The sequence below is a fragment of the Klebsiella sp. F11 genome (assembly GCF_056712265.1).
On record NZ_CM160060.1, the window covers coordinates 3,525,308 to 3,539,799 of the forward strand.

Below are 14,492 nucleotides of genomic sequence, written 5' to 3' on the forward strand. Positions count from 1 at the left end.
GCCGCGGATGGTATAGCGATCGTCAGCGGCATTTTTAGCATTTAGTGCTAATTTATTTACAAATCACCCCAACTTTCTCCTGTCGAAGCGCCGGGGGAAACCTCAGGTCATATCGCTCAGCGCCAGGGTTGCCTGGCTAAAGGCGGCGATCGCCAGGGCAACGTCCGCCGCCGTCACCGACTCCGCCGGATGATGGCTGACGCCGCCCCTGCAGCGGACAAACAGCATCCCTACCGGCCAGCGTTCGGCCATCGCGATGGCGTCGTGCCCGGCGCCGCTCGGCAGCGCCAGGGAACGATCCTGTACCCGGCATACGGCCGCGCTCATCACCTGCTGCAACCGCTCATCGCAGGCGGTGGCCGCAATCCGGTAGAACTCCTCGGAGCCAAACTGCAGGCCGCGGCGGTCGGCAATCGTCCGCGCATCGTCGAGCAGCGTGCCCAGCAGCGCCTCAAGCGGCCCCTCCTGCGGGCCGCGAATATCCAGGCTCAGCGTCACCTCGCCGGGGATCACGTTGACCGCCCCCGGCGCGCAGTGCAGGGTACCCACCGTCGCCACGAGGTTGCCTCCCCGCTGGCGGGTGCGGTTTTCAATCAGCGTCATCCATTCGGCGGCGGCGGCCAGCGCATCCCGGCGATGGCTCATCGGTACCGTCCCGGCGTGGCCCGCCTCGCCGCTAAAACGACAGTTCAGACGGCGCGCGCCGTTGATCGCCTCAACCACGCCCAGCGCCAGCCCCTCCTGCTCGAGGCACGGCCCCTGCTCGATATGCAGCTCAAGGTAGGCGACAATCTCCTCCACCCGGCGGGCGGCGAGCGCGACCCGCGTCGGATCGAGCCCGGCCTGGTCCATCGCCTGCGCCACGCTGATGCCTTCGGCATCGGTCTGCGCCAGCCAGCCTTCGGGCCAGGTGCCGGTCAAACCCCGGCTGCCGAGCAGGGTAATGCCGAAGCGCGTCCCCTCCTCATCGCCGAAGCCGACAATCTCAACGGCTTTCACCAGACGACGGCCCTGCTGATGGAGGCGGTGTACGACCTCAATCGCCGTCAGCACTCCCAGCATGCCGTCGTAGCGCCCGGCGTTGCGCACGGTATCGAGGTGGGAGCCGAGTAAAATAGCAGCCGCCCCTTCCTGCTCCCCTTCGTAGCGCCCGCAGATATTGCCGACGCTATCCTGCCAGACGCGCATCCCGGCCTCGGTCATCCAGCGGGCGACCTGCTGGTTGGCCTGCAGATGCTGGGGTGAAAGATAAACCCGGGTCAGCGCATCCGCGCTTTCGCTGATCGCCGCCAGCTCATCGGCCCGCGCCATCACCCGTGCCGCGGCCTGCGCCCACTCCGCCTGCTGGCGTAGCGCCTGGCTCATTGCGGATTCTCGCTGCGGTAGTGGTCCCATGCCGCCTGCATGCCGGCGCCCTGAGTGGTCGCAAATTTGAGGTGGTTCAGCACCGACTCCAGAGCGCTGAGGGTGGTCATCACGCAATCTTTGCGCGCGTTATAGCCCATCGTGCCAATGCGCCATACCTTGCCGTGCAGCGGCCCGAACGAGGTGCCGATCTCTATCGCGAAATCGTCGAGCATGATTTTACGCAGCTGGTCGCCGTTGATCCCCTGCGGAATAACCACCCCCAGCACGTTATTCATCTTGTGCCGCAGGTCGCCGAAGGTCTCCAGCCCCATCGCCTGGATCCCCTTCAGCAGCGCATCGCCGTGCAGCTTGTGCCGGGCAATGCCGTTATCCAGCCCCTCCTCAAGGATCAGGCGGGCGCATTCGCGGGCGGCGAACAGCGCCGAGGTGGCCTCGGTATGGTGATTCAGGCGCTCCGGCCCCCAGTAATCCATGATCATGCCGAGATCGAAGTAGTTGGAGTACACCATCTCCTCCACGCCGTCGAGATGGGCGTCGGTACGAATGCCCTCCTCCACGCATTTGCGGCGGCGTATCACCTCTTCCATCCGCTCGCTGAGGGTGACGGGCGAGGTGCCTGACGGGCCGCCAAGGCACTTCTGCATCCCCGCCGATACCGCATCCAGCCCCCAGGCGTCGCTTTCGAGGACGTTACCGCCCAGCGACGCGGTGGCGTCGGTATAGAACAGCACGTCGTAGCGGCGGCAGATCTCCCCCAGCTCGGCCAGCGGCTGCAGCATGGTGGTGGAGGTATCGCCCTGCACCGTTAACAGCAGGCGCGGGCGGACGCGCCCGATCGCCTCTTCAATTTGGTCAGGGGTGAAGACTTCGCCCCACGGCACCTCGATGGTGTGAACCTCGGCGCGGCAGCGGCGGGCGATTTCGCACAGCAGGTGGCCAAAGCGGCCGAATACCGGCACCAGCACCCTGTCGCCGGGACGAATGGCGGAGACCAGAATCGCCTCAATGCCGGCACGGGAGGTGCCGTCTACCAGCATCGTCCAGCGGTTAGCGGTGCGAAACACGCCGCGATAGAACGCCATCACTTCGTTCATATAGTGGGTCATCGCCGGGTCATACTGGCCGATAAGCTGGCTCGACATGGCGCGCAGCACGCGCGGGTCGGCGTTGATCGGCCCCGGCCCCATCAGCAGGCGCGGCGGCGGATTGATTTGCGAAAACTGAGTGATATCCATCGTTAATTCCTTATTGATTTAAGCCGCGCACGGAAGAGATAAACTGCTTCAGCTCGAGAGTCTGCGGGTTGGCAAACAGCGTTTTGCTGTCGCCCTGCTCCCAGACGCGCCCCTGATGCATAAACACCACGCGGTCGCCCACTTCCCGGGCAAAATTCATTTCATGAGTGACGAGGATCAGCGTCATCCCCTCGGCGGCCAGCTGCTCGAGAACCTTGAGCACTTCGCCCACCAGCTCGGGGTCCAGCGCCGAGGTGATCTCGTCGCAGAGCAGAACCTTCGGCGACATCGCCAGCGCCCGGGCGATCGCCACCCGCTGCTGCTGGCCGCCGGAAAGATTGGCCGGATAGTAGTCCAGGCGGTCGCCGAGCCCCACTTTTTCCAGCATCCGCCGGGCCAGCTCCCGGCACTCGGCGGCGCTCTTTTTCAGCACCCGCCGCGGGGCCAGCATCACGTTTTCCAGCGCCGTCATGTGCGGGAACAGGTTAAAGTTCTGGAACACCATCCCGACGGAGCGGCTGATCTCGCGGGCCTGCGAATCGCGGTCGGTAATGGTCATGCCGCCGAGCTTAATGCTGCCGTCCTGATACCCTTCCAGGCCGTTGATGCAGCGCAGCAGCGTGCTTTTCCCCGAGCCGCTGCGGCCGATAATCGAGACAACCTCGCCCATATCGATATCCAGATCGACGCCCTTGAGCACGTGGTTGTCGCCGTAGTACTTCTGCATCTGATTAATGGTGATGAGAGGCATTGAATTTGTTCTCCAGATAGCGGCTGTAGCGGGACAGCGGGTAGCACAGAATGAAGTAGCCCAGCGCCACCAGCGCAAAGACCTTAAACGGCTGGTAGGTGACGTTGGTCAGCATCGTCCCGGCCTTGGTCAGCTCGACGAAGCCGATAATCGACGCCAGGGCGGTGCCTTTCACCACCTGTACCGCGAAGCCCACCGTCGGGGCGATGGCGATGCGCAGCGCCTGGGGCGCCACCACGCGATACAGGGTCTGGGCGAAGCTCAGCCCGAGGCAGCGCGAGGCTTCCCACTGCCCTTTCGGCAGCGCACGGATGCTGCCGAACCAGATATCGAGCAAAAAAGCGCTGGTGTAGAAGGTCAGCGCCAGCGACGCGGCGGTCCACGGCGAGACGTCGATGCCGAACAGCGCCACGCCGAAGAAGGCCAGGAACAGCTGCATTAACAGCGGCGTGCCCTGAAACAGCTCGACGTAGCCGCGGATCAGCCGCTTAACCTGCCGCCCGCCGGTAAGGCGCAGCAGCAGCAGCGGCAGCGTCACCAGCGCCCCGCCGAGAAACGCCGCCAGCGACAGTAGCACCGTCCAGCGTCCGGCCAGCAGCAGATTGCGGATAATGTCCCAGTCGGTAAAGGTGGCCATCATGCCTGTACTCCCAGCCATTTTCGCCCCGCCGCCATCAGCAGCTGGCGCATTGTTATCGACAGCACCAGGTAGATCCCCGTGGTCACCAGATAGACCTCAAAGCTGAGGAAGGTACGCGACTGGATCAGGTTCGCCGCGAAGGTCAGCTCCTCATAGGAAACCTGCGACACTACCGACGATCCCAGCATCACGATGATGCACTGGCTCACCAGCGCCGGATAAATCCGCTGCAGCGCCGGAGGCAGAACCACCTGAATAAAGGTCTGCGTGCGGCTTAGCCCCAGCACGCGCCCGGCCTCCCACTGCCCCCTGGGAGTAACCTGAATCCCGGCGCGCACAATCTCAGTACTGTAAGCTCCGAGGTTAACCACCATCGCCAGCAGCGCGGCCTCGCCGGCGGTCATCTTTAAGCCTAAATTGGGCAGGCCAAAGACGATAAAAAACAGCTGTACCACGAACGGCGTATTGCGAATCAGCTCCACGTAGCCGCCCCAGATGCGGCTAAACCACGTCGCGCGTCCGCTGCGGATCGCGGCGCCGAAAATGCCCAGCGCCAGGCCCCCCGCCGTTGCCAGCGCCGTCAGCTGCACGGTGACCCACAGCCCTGCCAGCAGCTCTGGCCAGTGCGGCCAGAGCTCAGAAAAATGAAGTTGCTCCGTCATTCGCAGACCTTATGCGCCAAAGCCTGCGGGCAGCGGCGCCTTCAGCCACTGCTGCGACAGCGCGTTGAGCGTGCCGTCCTTAACCCCTTGCTCAATCAGCGCGTCCACCTTCTCCTTCAGCGCCGGCTCGTTCTTTTTCAGGCCGATAAAGCACGGCGAATCCTTCAGCATAAAGCTCGCCACCGGCGCCTTCTGCGCATTTTGCCGGGAGATCGCCGCCACCACGAGGTTACCGGTCGCCAGGTACTGCACCTGCCCGGAGAGGTAGGCCGACAGCGTGGTGTTGTTATCCTCGTAACGCTTAATCTGCGCCTCTTTCGGGGCGATGCCGGTCAGCACCATATCCTCCACTGCGCCGCGGGTAACGCCGACGGTTTTCCCGCTCAGCGCCGCCGCGTCCTTCAGCTCCTGCCCCTTCGGCCCGAAGACGCCGAGGAAGAACGGTGCGTAGGCGCGGCTGAAATCAATCACCTTCTCGCGCTCCGCATTCTTGCCGAGGCTGGAGATCACCAGATCGACCTTATCGGTCTGCAGATAGGGCACGCGGTTGGCGCTGGTTACCGGCACCAGCTGCAGCTTGAGCTTCATCTGCTTCGCCAGGTAGCGCGCCATATCGATGTCATATCCCTGGGGCTGGAGATCGGTGCCCACCGAGCCGAACGGCGGGAAGTCCTGCGGTACCGCGATACGGATAACGCCGCGCTTTTCGATATCCTGCAGCTGGTCGGCTTTGGCCGCGCTCATTTGCGTGAACAGACAGGCGGCCCCGGCCAGTGCGATCAACAGTTTTTTCATGATGTTTACCCGTTACATTATTATGAAACAAAAGATTCTTTAAATAAACTTTTGCAACTAATGTGCCAGATATACGCAACGCCAACACCAACGCGAAAGGCGCCATTAACTAGCGATTAAACAAGGAAAAGAGAGAGAAAGCGGGGAAATACCGCCCTCTCTCATCGGCGGAAATACGCACCAAAATAAGGCAAAGCACCAGACTGACGCCCCATTATCGCTGCTCGAGCTCGTCCAGCTGCTGATAAAGGGTGGCGATTTCGTGAATGCGCGGACGACCTTTATCGAGGATCTCATGCAAAAAGGCGTTGGCCAGCAGGTTGATCAGGCTGTTGACCGAGGCATAGCTATCGTAGGCCGAGACGCTATCGAGCGGCGCGCAGAGCTGCCAGCGCGCCAGCGGGAACAGGCCGTGCGCCTGCGGCTCGCACATCAGCAGCACCGGAACGCCGCGGGCCTGGAGCTGCTGCAGCAGCGGACGAATCAGGCGCGGGCGGCGGCGAAAGGCCATCACCACCACCACGTCGCTGGCCGACAGATCCACCAGCTCCTCGCTCAGGCTCTGCCCCGGCTGCGGCAGCACCTGCACCTGCCCGCGCGCCTGCAGCAGCTGCTGACGCAGGTGCAGCGCCGCCGGCCAGGAGTTACGCATGCCGACGATAACCACCCGCTCGGCGGTCACCATTGCGTTAATCGCTTCGGCAAACTGGCGCGCGTCGAGGGCGTTGACCCACTGGGTCAGGTTGGCCATCTCCTGCTTATAATGGCGCGCCAGTAGCGTGTTGCCCTGCACCGCGTCGCGGTTATCGGTCAGCGGCATCCCGCTCTGGCGCAGGGTGCGCAGCTCGTCGCGCATATCCTTATACTTCTCATACCCCAGCCGCTTGAACAGGCGGCTCACCGTCGCCTTCGACACCCCGCTGAGCTGCGCCAGCTCGGCGCTGTTGTAGCTAATCAGATCATCGAAGTGATCGAAAATAAAATCCGCCACCCGCTGCTCCTGGGGCGACAGGGCGGCGTACTGCTCTTTCAGTCGTTCATCAAGCTGTTGCATAAGGCCCCTGTAACTTTTGTTTCACCAAACTATACCCGTGATACTCCGCGCTGGCGATGCGTCCGCCGCGGTTTTCGCTATATATGCCCGACCGGCGGCGCACACAACGTTGCATCCCCTTCCTTTCACGATGCGTGCCAGTCCGCAAAAAAGCGTCGGCGGCAGGGAATGAAACTTTGGGTTCAGAAGTGGAACGGCTTTTGCACTCTGAAAGAATACATCGCGTCACGAGGACAACCAATGCACAGTCATGTTTCCACCCGGGGGATGGCGGTCGCCCCCCATCACCTGGCCAGCCAAAGCGCGCTTGCCGTGCTGCGCGAAGGCGGCAGCGCAATCGAAGCGATGGTCGCCGCGGCGGCCACCATCGCCGTGGTTTATCCCCATATGAACGGCCTCGGCGGCGACGGCTTCTGGCTTATCGTACCGCCGGAAGGCGAGCCGATCGCGATCGACGCCAGCGGCGCGGCGGGCTCGGGGGCAACGCTGAGCGCCTATTCCGACCTGACGCAGATCCCGCACCGCGGCCCGCGCGCCGCGCTGACCGTCGCCGGCACCGTCAGCGGCTGGGACGAAGCGCTCCGGGTGTCGCGCTCCCTGAGCGGAAAAGCGCTGCCGCTGGCGCGCCTGCTGGAAGATGCTATCGGCTACGCCAGCGGCGGTATTCCGGTCACCGAATCCCAGGCCAGCGCCACCGCCGGCAAGCTCGATGAACTCCGCTCGCTGCCGGGGTTTGCCGAAACCTTTCTGGTCGACGGCCGGCCGCCGGTCGCCGGCAGCCGCTTTCGCCAGCTGGCGCTGGCCAACACCCTCAGGCGGCTGGTCGACGAGGGGCTGGACAGCTTCTACCGCGGCCCGCTGGCCGAAACCCTGGCCGCGGGCATGGCGCAGTACGGGCTGCCCGTCACCCTCGACGACCTGCGGCAGCATCGCTCCCGCCGCCCTGCGCCGCTAAAGCTGACGCATCGGCACGGCGAACTGTGGAACCTCGCGCCGCCGACCCAGGGGCTGGTGTCGCTGGCGATTCTCGGCATTACCGACAGCCTGGCGATGGCCGAGGCCGATGAGGCCCTGACCGTGCACCGCATCGTCGAGGCCACCAAGCTGGCGTTCGGCCTGCGCGACGCCCATATCACCGACCCACGCCACCTCGATGTCGATATCCAGAGCCTGCTCGAACCCGATGCGCTGCGGGAGCTGGCCGGGCGGGTCAGCGACCGGCAGGCCGCCCCGTGGGGCGCCGGCAAAGGCCCCGGCGATACGGTATGGATGGGGGTGATGGACGACAGCGGGCTGGCGGTCTCCTTTATTCAAAGCCTCTACCACGAGTTCGGCAGCGGCGTGGTGCTGCCGGAAAGCGGGATTGTCTGGCAGAACCGCGGAGCTTCGTTCAGCCTCGATCCGCAGCACCTGCTGGCGCTGGCTCCCGGCAAGCAGCCGTTCCACACCCTGAACCCGGCGGCGGCGCGCCTCAGCGACGGCCGGGTGATGGTGTACGGTTCGATGGGCGGCGATGGCCAGCCGCAAACTCAGGCCGCCCTTTTCACCCGCTACGTCCTGCAGGGCGTGCCGCTGCAGGAGAGCATCTCCCGGCCGCGCTGGCTGCTGGGGCGCACCTGGGGACAAACCTCCGACTCGCTGAAGCTGGAGGGCCGCTTTACGCCGCAGAGCATCGCCCATCTGCGGGCGCTGGGGCATGAGGTCGACGTGCTCGACGATTTCAGCGAGGTCATGGGCCACGCCGGCGCCATCGTCCGTCATCCGAACGGCCTGCTTGAAGGGGCATCCGATCCGCGCAGCAACGGCTCAGCCGCCGGTTATTAGGAGTTCAACATGCAAGAAACCACTCTCGACTGGAGCACTTACCTGGCACAAATGGAGCAGATCCTCGGGATGGAGCTGGATGAAGCCCGCCGCGCCGAGCTTCAGCTGCAGTTCAGCCGCATCGCCGCCATGGCCGAACCGCTGATGGCCTTCCCCCTTGATGAACGCCTGGAGATCGCCGGGGTGTATAAAGCATGACGCTTAACCAAATGACGATTAGCGAGATCCAGCGCGCGCTGCAGGCCGGGGAGCTCAGCGCCCGGGAGATCGCCCACCGGACCCTCGACGATATTGCGCGGGTCAACCCGCACATCAACGCCTGGACCACGGTAACGGAGGGGCGAATGCTCGCCGAAGCGGAGAGCATTGATACCCTGCGCCGGGGCAAGCAGCCGCTGCCGCCGCTGGCCGGGGTCCCCTACGCGGTAAAGAATCTGTTCGACGTCTCCGGACAGACCACCCTCGCCGGCGCCCGGCTGTTTAGCGAACGCGCCCCCGCTGCGGCCGACGGCTGGGCGGTGCGCCAGCTGCACGCCGCCGGCGGGTTGCTGTCAGGGATGCTCAATATGGACGCCTACGCCTACGGCTTTACCACCGAAAATAGCCACTACGGCGCGACGCGTAACCCGCACGACCTGGCGCGCATCGCCGGCGGTTCATCCGGCGGTTCGGCGGCGGCGGTGGCGGCCGGGCTGGTGCACTTCGCCTTAGGCAGCGATACCAACGGCTCCATCCGCGTACCGGCCTCCCTGTGCGGTATTTTTGGCCTCAAGCCGACCTTTGGCCGCCTGTCGCGATCCGGCAGCCATCCGTTTGTCGCCAGCCTCGACCACATTGGCCCCTTAGCCCGCAGCGTCGGCGACCTCGCCGCGGTCTACGATGCGCTGCAGGGGCGCGATCCCGGCGACGGTTTCCAGGCGGATAAGGCCAGCGAGCGCACCAGCAACCTGCTGCCGCGCGGTCTGGAAGGCCTGCGCTGCGCGGTGCTCGGCGGCTATTTTAGCCGCTGGTGCGATGACGACGCGCGGGCCGCCGTCGTCCGGGTGGCCCGGGCCCTCGACGCTCGTGAAGAGCTGCAGTTCCCTGAGGCCGAGCTCTCCCGCTCGGCGGCGTTTATCATCAGCGCCTCCGAAGGCGGCAACCACTACCTGCCGGCGCTGCGCCGCGAGCCGGAACGCTTCGAGCCCCACTCCCGCGAGCGGCTGCTGGCCGGGGCGATGATCCCGGGAAGCTGGTATATTCAGGCCCAGCGCTTTCGCCGCCACGCCCGGCAGGCGTTTCAGGCGCTGTTTGCCCACGCCGATATTCTGATCGCCCCGGCAACGCCGCGCAGCGCCACGCTCATCGGCGAGCAGACGATGGAGATCAACGGTCATATGCTGCCGGTGCGCGCCAGCATGGGAATGCTCACCCAGCCCATCTCCTTCGTGGGGCTGCCGGTCGTTACGGTGCCGCTGCGCAGCGCCGCCGGGCGGCCGATTGGCCTACAGCTGATCGCCGCTCCGTTTAATGAACAGGCCTGCCTGCGGGCAGCGCGCGTACTGGAAGAGATGGGGCTTACCGATGCCAGCCCTGCGGAGGTAATAGCATGATCGATCAGGATAATATTAACCGGCCTCGCGTTCTGGCCGAGGTCACGGCCGCCTTTTATCGCTATGAAGAGGCGCTGATCAGCAACAACGTCGCGGTACTCGACGAGCTGTTCTGGGAGGATAAACGCACGGTGCGCCTCGGCGCCGGGGAGAATCTCTACGGCGCCGACGAGATCCGCGCTTTTCGCGCCGCCCGTCCGGCGGCCGGGCTCCAGCGCGAGCTGCGCCACACGGTCATCACCAGCTTCGGCGAGGATTACGCGGTGTGCAGCACCGAGTTCACCCGCGAGGGCAGCGATCGCGTAGGCCGCCAGCAGCAGACCTGGGTGCGCTTTCCCTTCGGCTGGCGCATCGTCGCCGCCCATGTAAGCCTGATGAACTAACAGACAAGCGGACCGGAGCAGGCTCCGGTCCGCTCAGCGGCTACGGGCGAAACGGAAACGCCTCCCGCCAGCGGTCGGCAATCTGCTGGCGGGTGCAGACCCACACCTGCTCATGCTGCTGGACGTAATCGAGGAAGCGCTGCAGGGCCCGAAAGCGCCCCGGCCGACCCAGCAGGCGGCAGTGCATGCCGATAGACATCATCTTCGGCGCCTCGCGCCCCTCTTCATACAGCACGTCGAAGCTATCTTTGAGGTAGGTATAAAACTGCTCCGCGGTATTGAACCCCTGGGCGGTGGCAAAACGCATATCGTTGGTATCGAGAGTATAGGGCACGATCAGATGCGGCCTGCGCGAACCGTCGCCGCACGGTACCTCGACCCAAAACGGCAGATCGTCGCCATAGTAGTCGCTGTCGTAATCGAAGCCACCGTGCTCGACCACCAGCCGGCGAGTGTTGGGGCTGTCGCGCCCGGTGTACCAGCCGTTGGGCGGCCTGCCGAAGAGATCGGTTAACACCTGCACCGCCTGCTGCAGATGCGCGCGCTCGGTCTCGATATCCATATGCTGATAGTGGATCCAGCGCCAGCCATGGCTGACCACGTCGTAGTTGGCGGCCTTAATCGCCGCCACGATATCCGGATGCCGCGCCAGCGCCATCGCCACGCCGAACACGGTCAGCGGCAGCCCGCGCTGGCTGAACTCGCGGTGAATGCGCCAGAACCCGGCGCGGCTGCCGTACTCGTACAGCGAGTCCATCGACATATGCCGGTCAGGGTAGCTGGCGGCACCGATAATATCGGAGAGAAACTGCTCGGAGCCCGCGTCGCCGTGCAGGACGTGGTTCTCCGCTCCCTCCTCATAATTTAGAACAAACTGCACGGCGATACGCGCGTTCTGCGGCCACGGCGCGCGCGGCGTCTGCCCGGCGTAACCGCGCAGATCGCGAGGATAGTCCTGATTAAAAAGCGCTGACTGCTGACCCATCTCCCACCTCTTCACTAATCGCTATCCGTTGAATGATTGAAATCTGCCGCCTAAATCTTTCGCTTCCGGGAAGGCTAAGTCCCCCTGCTTGCTGGTCGACAGGCCGAGCGCCACCAGCGACTCGACCATTTTTACCGCCGCGCTGACGCCGTCGATGACCGGCACGCGCAGCTCGCGAGTGAGCTCCTGCGCCAGCGTCGCCATCCCGCCGCAGCCCAGCACAATCGCCCCGCAGCCATCCTCCTTCAGCGCCTGAACGCAGCGCTGACGCACCAGCTCCTGCGCCCGGCCGCTGCCGTCCTCCAGCGCCAGCACCGGCAGGTCGATGGCGTGCAGCCCGGCGCAGTGGTGGTAGAAGCCATACTGGTGCAGCAGGTGGCGGGCGATAATCAGCGTGCGCGGCAGCGTGGTGACGATGGAAAAGCGGGTGGCGACCAGGGTGGCCATATGCATCGCCGCCTCGGCGATACCGACCACCGGCCCCTGCGCAAGCTCGCGCGCCGCCAGCAGTCCCGGATCGCCAAAGCAGGCGATCACGTGGCCTGCGACGCCCTGCTGGCGCCCGGCCTTAACCTGTTCGAGCACCCCGACCGCGGCGATGGCTTCATCGAAGTGCCCTTCGATAGAGGGCACTCCCTCCGTCGGGCAGACCGCCAGAATCTCGGTTCCCGGCGCGGCGGCGGCGCGGGCAGCGGCGCCGATGGTCTCGGTCATCGCGCGGCTGGTGTTGGGGTTAATCACTTGTATACAAAAGGAAGACATTACGGCTCCTTGTAGCCGGCAAACAGCCGGGCGAAATCGGGCAGGGAAACGCCCGCCCGGTCAAAGCGCAGGCTGGCAACAATATGGGCAAAGTGGTGGGTCAGGGCCTCGCTCAGGGGCTGCAGCTCCCCGGCGCGCAGCAGCCCGATCAGCTGCCCGTGATCGTCGCAGCGGCAGCCCTGGCGCCACGGCGAGCCCCATGCCGCAATGGCTAATGACGAGCGCTGGCTCAGGCGGGTGACCATCTCGGTCAGCACCTGGTTGGCGGAGATCGCCTGCAGCTGAATATGGAATTCGGCGGAGTAGCGGATCGCCGCCGGACCATCGCAGGCTTCATGCGCCTGCTGCTCCTGGCGAATAATCGCCTCCAGCGCCGCCAGATGCGGCGGCCGGCAGCGGGCCAGCACGTCGGGCAGATTGGCCACCTCCAGCAGCTCCCGCGTACGGAAGATATCCCGCGCCTCTTCCTCCGTGGGGCTGGCAACCTGTGCACCACGTTTGGGCGCCAGGGTGACCATTTGCACAGCGGCGAGTCGCTGCAGCACCTTGCGGATCCCGGTGCGGCTGACGCCAAAGACCTCCGCCAGCGCCTCCTCCGGCAGCTTGCTGCCCGGCGGCAGCTGATGTTCGACGATGGCGGTCATCAGCGCCTGATAGATGGCTTCATCCTTGTCCTGCAGGCCTGGCGCGGCGTGCAGATGATTTTCGTGACTCATTAACCGGCTCCGTATTCACGTTTCGATACCAGACTGTATACATAAAAATTAAGTATTGCATACAAGATTAACTATTTTGGCCTAATTCCTGCAACGGCCTCAGCAATCCATATCAGGGGTTTCATCAAGAGGAGCAGGTTTCATGCCACATTCACAAAATACGCATCAGGTTAAGGCCGCGGGCTCCAGCGCCGGCTACAGTCCACGGCTGTGCAATGAGGATCTGGCGCCGACGCGCGACCAGAACTGGAGCTGGTACAACATCTTTTCTTTCTGGATGTCGGACGTGCATAGCATGGGGGGCTATGTGGTAGCGGCGAGTTTCTTTACCCTGGGATTAGCCAGCTGGCAGGTGCTGCTGTGCCTGCTGGTCGGCATCTGTATCGTCCAGCTGTGCGCCAACCTGGTGGCCCGCCCCAGCCAGATGGCCGGCGTGCCCTATGCGGTGATCTGCCGCCAGGCGTTCGGCGTCTTCGGCGCCAATATTCCGGCGGTGATCCGCGGGCTTATCGCCTTTGCCTGGTACGGGATCCAGACCTATCTGGCCGCCAACGCCCTGATGCTGGTGCTGCTCAAGTTCTGGCCGTCGCTGGCGACGCTTACCGCCGGCAGCTTCCTCGGGCTGTCGCATCTCGGCTGGCTGTGCTTCGCCACCATGTGGCTGCTGCAGGCGATGGTGTTCTGGCACGGGATGAGCGCCATCAAGCGCTTTATTGATATCGCCGGTCCGGCGGTCTACGTGGTGATGCTGGCGCTGGCGGGCTGGATTGTATACCAGACCGGCTTCGACGGGATCTCCTTTACCCTCGCCAGCAAGTCGCTGAGCGCCGGGGAGCAAACCTGGCAGATGATCACCGCTACCGCGCTGGTGGTCTCCTATTTCTCCGGCCCGCTGCTTAACTTTGGCGACTTCTCGCGCTATGGCAAAAGCATGGGCGAAATCCGCCGCGGCAACCGCTGGGGCCTGCCGTTTAACTTCCTGCTGTTCTCTGTCGTTACGGTGGTAATTGTCTCCGGGACGCAGTCGCTGTTTGGCCGCATGATAACCGACCCGATTGAGACCGTGAGCCGCGTCGGTAACGACCTGGCGGTGGCCATCGGTCTGCTGACGATGATCACCGCGACCATCGGGATCAACATCGTCGCCAACTTTGTCTCCCCGGCCTTCGACTTTTCCAACTGCTCGCCGCAAAAAATCAGCTTCCGCACCGGCGGCATGATCGCTGCGGTGGGATCGATCCTGCTCACTCCGTGGAACCTGTTCAACTCCCCGGAGCTTATCCACTACACCCTCGACGTGCTGGGGGCGTTTATCGGCCCTCTGTTCGGGATTCTGCTGGTTGATTTCTACCTGATTAAGCGCGGGAAAGTTTCGGTTGACGATCTGTTTGACGACACGCCGAAAGGAGAATACTGGTATCGCAACGGCTTTAACCCGAAGGCCATCGCCGCACTGGTGCCCTCCGTGGCTATCGGCCTGGTGATCAGCTTTATCCCCGCCCTGCATGAGGTCGCCAACTTTAGCTGGTTTATCGGCGTGTTCCTGAGCGGCGCCGCCTACCGCTGGATTGCCCGCGACGATCGCGCCGCCGTCGCCGCCGCGCGCTATGACGCCCGCGCCGTGGCGCAAAAAGAGTAGTTTCCCCTCTCTGGCCGCGCCCGCCGGCGCGGCATATTCCGCAACCGCGGCGGCTGGCATCAATATTGCTTTAGATTTTGCTCAAT

General features: G+C 64.1%; 14 protein-coding genes and 1 pseudogene. 5 read left to right on the forward strand and 10 right to left on the reverse strand.

Annotated features, from left to right (window positions below; translation table 11 throughout):
• Nucleotides 1-102 precede the first annotated feature (102 nt).
• The 7 genes from hpxK to hpxU form a co-directional block, all read right to left on the reverse strand.
• Entirely contained in the window at nt 103-1,365 is a 1,263-nt protein-coding gene (hpxK, locus tag AC1M2H_RS17420) for an allantoate amidohydrolase (protein ID WP_480148344.1), read from the reverse strand.
• Nucleotides 1,362-2,603 carry a pyridoxal-phosphate-dependent aminotransferase family protein gene (locus AC1M2H_RS17425; protein WP_480148345.1) on the reverse strand — a complete coding sequence of 414 codons (1,242 nt, stop codon included), beginning with the start codon at nt 2,601-2,603 and terminating at the stop codon, nt 1,362-1,364. Before AC1M2H_RS17425 ends, hpxK begins: the two co-directional genes overlap by 4 nt.
• A 10-nt stretch (nt 2,604-2,613) precedes the next feature.
• Nucleotides 2,614-3,354, reverse strand: a complete 741-nt coding sequence (locus AC1M2H_RS17430) for an amino acid ABC transporter ATP-binding protein (protein WP_480148346.1) — start codon at nt 3,352-3,354, stop codon at nt 2,614-2,616.
• Nucleotides 3,335-3,991 (reverse strand): amino acid ABC transporter permease, encoded by a 657-nt coding sequence (locus tag AC1M2H_RS17435; protein WP_426815506.1) that lies wholly within the window; start codon nt 3,989-3,991, stop codon nt 3,335-3,337. The genes AC1M2H_RS17430 and AC1M2H_RS17435 overlap by 20 nt, the downstream gene beginning before the upstream one ends.
• Nucleotides 3,991-4,656 (reverse strand): amino acid ABC transporter permease, encoded by a 666-nt coding sequence (locus AC1M2H_RS17440; protein WP_480148348.1) that lies wholly within the window; start codon nt 4,654-4,656, stop codon nt 3,991-3,993. Before AC1M2H_RS17440 ends, AC1M2H_RS17435 begins: the two co-directional genes overlap by 1 nt.
• A 9-nt stretch (nt 4,657-4,665) precedes the next feature.
• Nucleotides 4,666-5,451, reverse strand: coding sequence for a transporter substrate-binding domain-containing protein (locus AC1M2H_RS17445; protein ID WP_480148349.1), 786 nt, complete (start codon nt 5,449-5,451; stop codon nt 4,666-4,668).
• Nucleotides 5,452-5,665: 214 nt separating this feature from the next.
• The gene (gene hpxU, locus AC1M2H_RS17450; RefSeq protein ID WP_480148350.1) at nt 5,666-6,505 is read right to left on the reverse strand and encodes a MurR/RpiR family transcriptional regulator HpxU; all 840 of its coding nucleotides are present in this window, start codon (nt 6,503-6,505) and stop codon (nt 5,666-5,668) included.
• Between the two features lie 240 nt (nt 6,506-6,745).
• On the opposite strand from hpxU, the gene hpxW reads away from it, so the two are divergent.
• Genes hpxW through hpxZ form a run of 4 tightly spaced genes read left to right on the forward strand, consistent with a single transcriptional unit; the run spans nt 6,746 to nt 10,304 of the window.
• On the forward strand, nt 6,746-8,329 hold the full coding sequence (gene hpxW / locus AC1M2H_RS17455) for an oxamate amidohydrolase (protein WP_480148351.1): 1,584 nt from the start codon (nt 6,746-6,748) through the stop codon (nt 8,327-8,329).
• 9 nt (nt 8,330-8,338) lie between these two features.
• On the forward strand, nt 8,339-8,527 hold the full coding sequence (gene hpxX / locus AC1M2H_RS17460; protein WP_480148352.1) for an oxalurate catabolism protein HpxX: 189 nt from the start codon (nt 8,339-8,341) through the stop codon (nt 8,525-8,527).
• Nucleotides 8,524-9,921 (forward strand): AtzE family amidohydrolase, encoded by a 1,398-nt coding sequence (locus AC1M2H_RS17465; protein WP_480148353.1) that lies wholly within the window; start codon nt 8,524-8,526, stop codon nt 9,919-9,921. The genes hpxX and AC1M2H_RS17465 overlap by 4 nt, the downstream gene beginning before the upstream one ends.
• Nucleotides 9,918-10,304 carry an oxalurate catabolism protein HpxZ gene (hpxZ, locus tag AC1M2H_RS17470; protein ID WP_480148354.1) on the forward strand — a complete coding sequence of 129 codons (387 nt, stop codon included), beginning with the start codon at nt 9,918-9,920 and terminating at the stop codon, nt 10,302-10,304. The genes AC1M2H_RS17465 and hpxZ overlap by 4 nt, the downstream gene beginning before the upstream one ends.
• A gap of 40 nt (nt 10,305-10,344) precedes the next feature.
• Here the strand turns inward: hpxZ and puuE are convergent, their stop codons facing one another.
• The 3 genes and pseudogenes from puuE to AC1M2H_RS17485 form a co-directional block, all read right to left on the reverse strand.
• Nucleotides 10,345-11,289, reverse strand: coding sequence for an allantoinase PuuE (gene puuE / locus AC1M2H_RS17475; protein WP_480148355.1), 945 nt, complete (start codon nt 11,287-11,289; stop codon nt 10,345-10,347).
• Between the two features lie 45 nt (nt 11,290-11,334).
• Nucleotides 11,335-12,051 (reverse strand): annotated as a pseudogene (hpxA, locus tag AC1M2H_RS17480) (allantoin racemase); the annotation flags it as partial.
• Nucleotides 12,051-12,767 carry a GntR family transcriptional regulator gene (locus AC1M2H_RS17485; protein ID WP_480148356.1) on the reverse strand — a complete coding sequence of 239 codons (717 nt, stop codon included), beginning with the start codon at nt 12,765-12,767 and terminating at the stop codon, nt 12,051-12,053. The pseudogene hpxA and the gene AC1M2H_RS17485, both read right to left, overlap by 1 nt.
• A gap of 142 nt (nt 12,768-12,909) precedes the next feature.
• Between AC1M2H_RS17485 and AC1M2H_RS17490 the strand changes: the two genes are divergently transcribed.
• Nucleotides 12,910-14,406 carry an NCS1 family nucleobase:cation symporter-1 gene (locus AC1M2H_RS17490; protein ID WP_480148357.1) on the forward strand — a complete coding sequence of 499 codons (1,497 nt, stop codon included), beginning with the start codon at nt 12,910-12,912 and terminating at the stop codon, nt 14,404-14,406.
• Nucleotides 14,407-14,492: the final 86 nt, after the last annotated feature.

What these genes read in the sequence shown, in the direction of transcription:
- hpxK (WP_480148344.1), bottom strand. Translation starts at nt 1,365, where the DNA reads ATGAGCCAGGCGCTACGCCAGCAGGCGGAGTGGGCGCAGGCCGCGGCA.
- AC1M2H_RS17425 (WP_480148345.1), bottom strand. Translation starts at nt 2,603, where the DNA reads ATGGATATCACTCAGTTTTCGCAAATCAATCCGCCGCCGCGCCTGCTG.
- AC1M2H_RS17430 (WP_480148346.1), bottom strand. Translation starts at nt 3,354, where the DNA reads ATGCCTCTCATCACCATTAATCAGATGCAGAAGTACTACGGCGACAAC.
- AC1M2H_RS17435 (WP_426815506.1), bottom strand. Translation starts at nt 3,991, where the DNA reads ATGGCCACCTTTACCGACTGGGACATTATCCGCAATCTGCTGCTGGCC.
- AC1M2H_RS17440 (WP_480148348.1), bottom strand. Translation starts at nt 4,656, where the DNA reads ATGACGGAGCAACTTCATTTTTCTGAGCTCTGGCCGCACTGGCCAGAG.
- AC1M2H_RS17445 (WP_480148349.1), bottom strand. Translation starts at nt 5,451, where the DNA reads ATGAAAAAACTGTTGATCGCACTGGCCGGGGCCGCCTGTCTGTTCACG.
- hpxU (WP_480148350.1), bottom strand. Translation starts at nt 6,505, where the DNA reads ATGCAACAGCTTGATGAACGACTGAAAGAGCAGTACGCCGCCCTGTCG.
- hpxW (WP_480148351.1), top strand. Translation starts at nt 6,746, where the DNA reads ATGCACAGTCATGTTTCCACCCGGGGGATGGCGGTCGCCCCCCATCAC.
- hpxX (WP_480148352.1), top strand. Translation starts at nt 8,339, where the DNA reads ATGCAAGAAACCACTCTCGACTGGAGCACTTACCTGGCACAAATGGAG.
- AC1M2H_RS17465 (WP_480148353.1), top strand. Translation starts at nt 8,524, where the DNA reads ATGACGCTTAACCAAATGACGATTAGCGAGATCCAGCGCGCGCTGCAG.
- hpxZ (WP_480148354.1), top strand. Translation starts at nt 9,918, where the DNA reads ATGATCGATCAGGATAATATTAACCGGCCTCGCGTTCTGGCCGAGGTC.
- puuE (WP_480148355.1), bottom strand. Translation starts at nt 11,289, where the DNA reads ATGGGTCAGCAGTCAGCGCTTTTTAATCAGGACTATCCTCGCGATCTG.
- AC1M2H_RS17485 (WP_480148356.1), bottom strand. Translation starts at nt 12,767, where the DNA reads ATGAGTCACGAAAATCATCTGCACGCCGCGCCAGGCCTGCAGGACAAG.
- AC1M2H_RS17490 (WP_480148357.1), top strand. Translation starts at nt 12,910, where the DNA reads ATGCCACATTCACAAAATACGCATCAGGTTAAGGCCGCGGGCTCCAGC.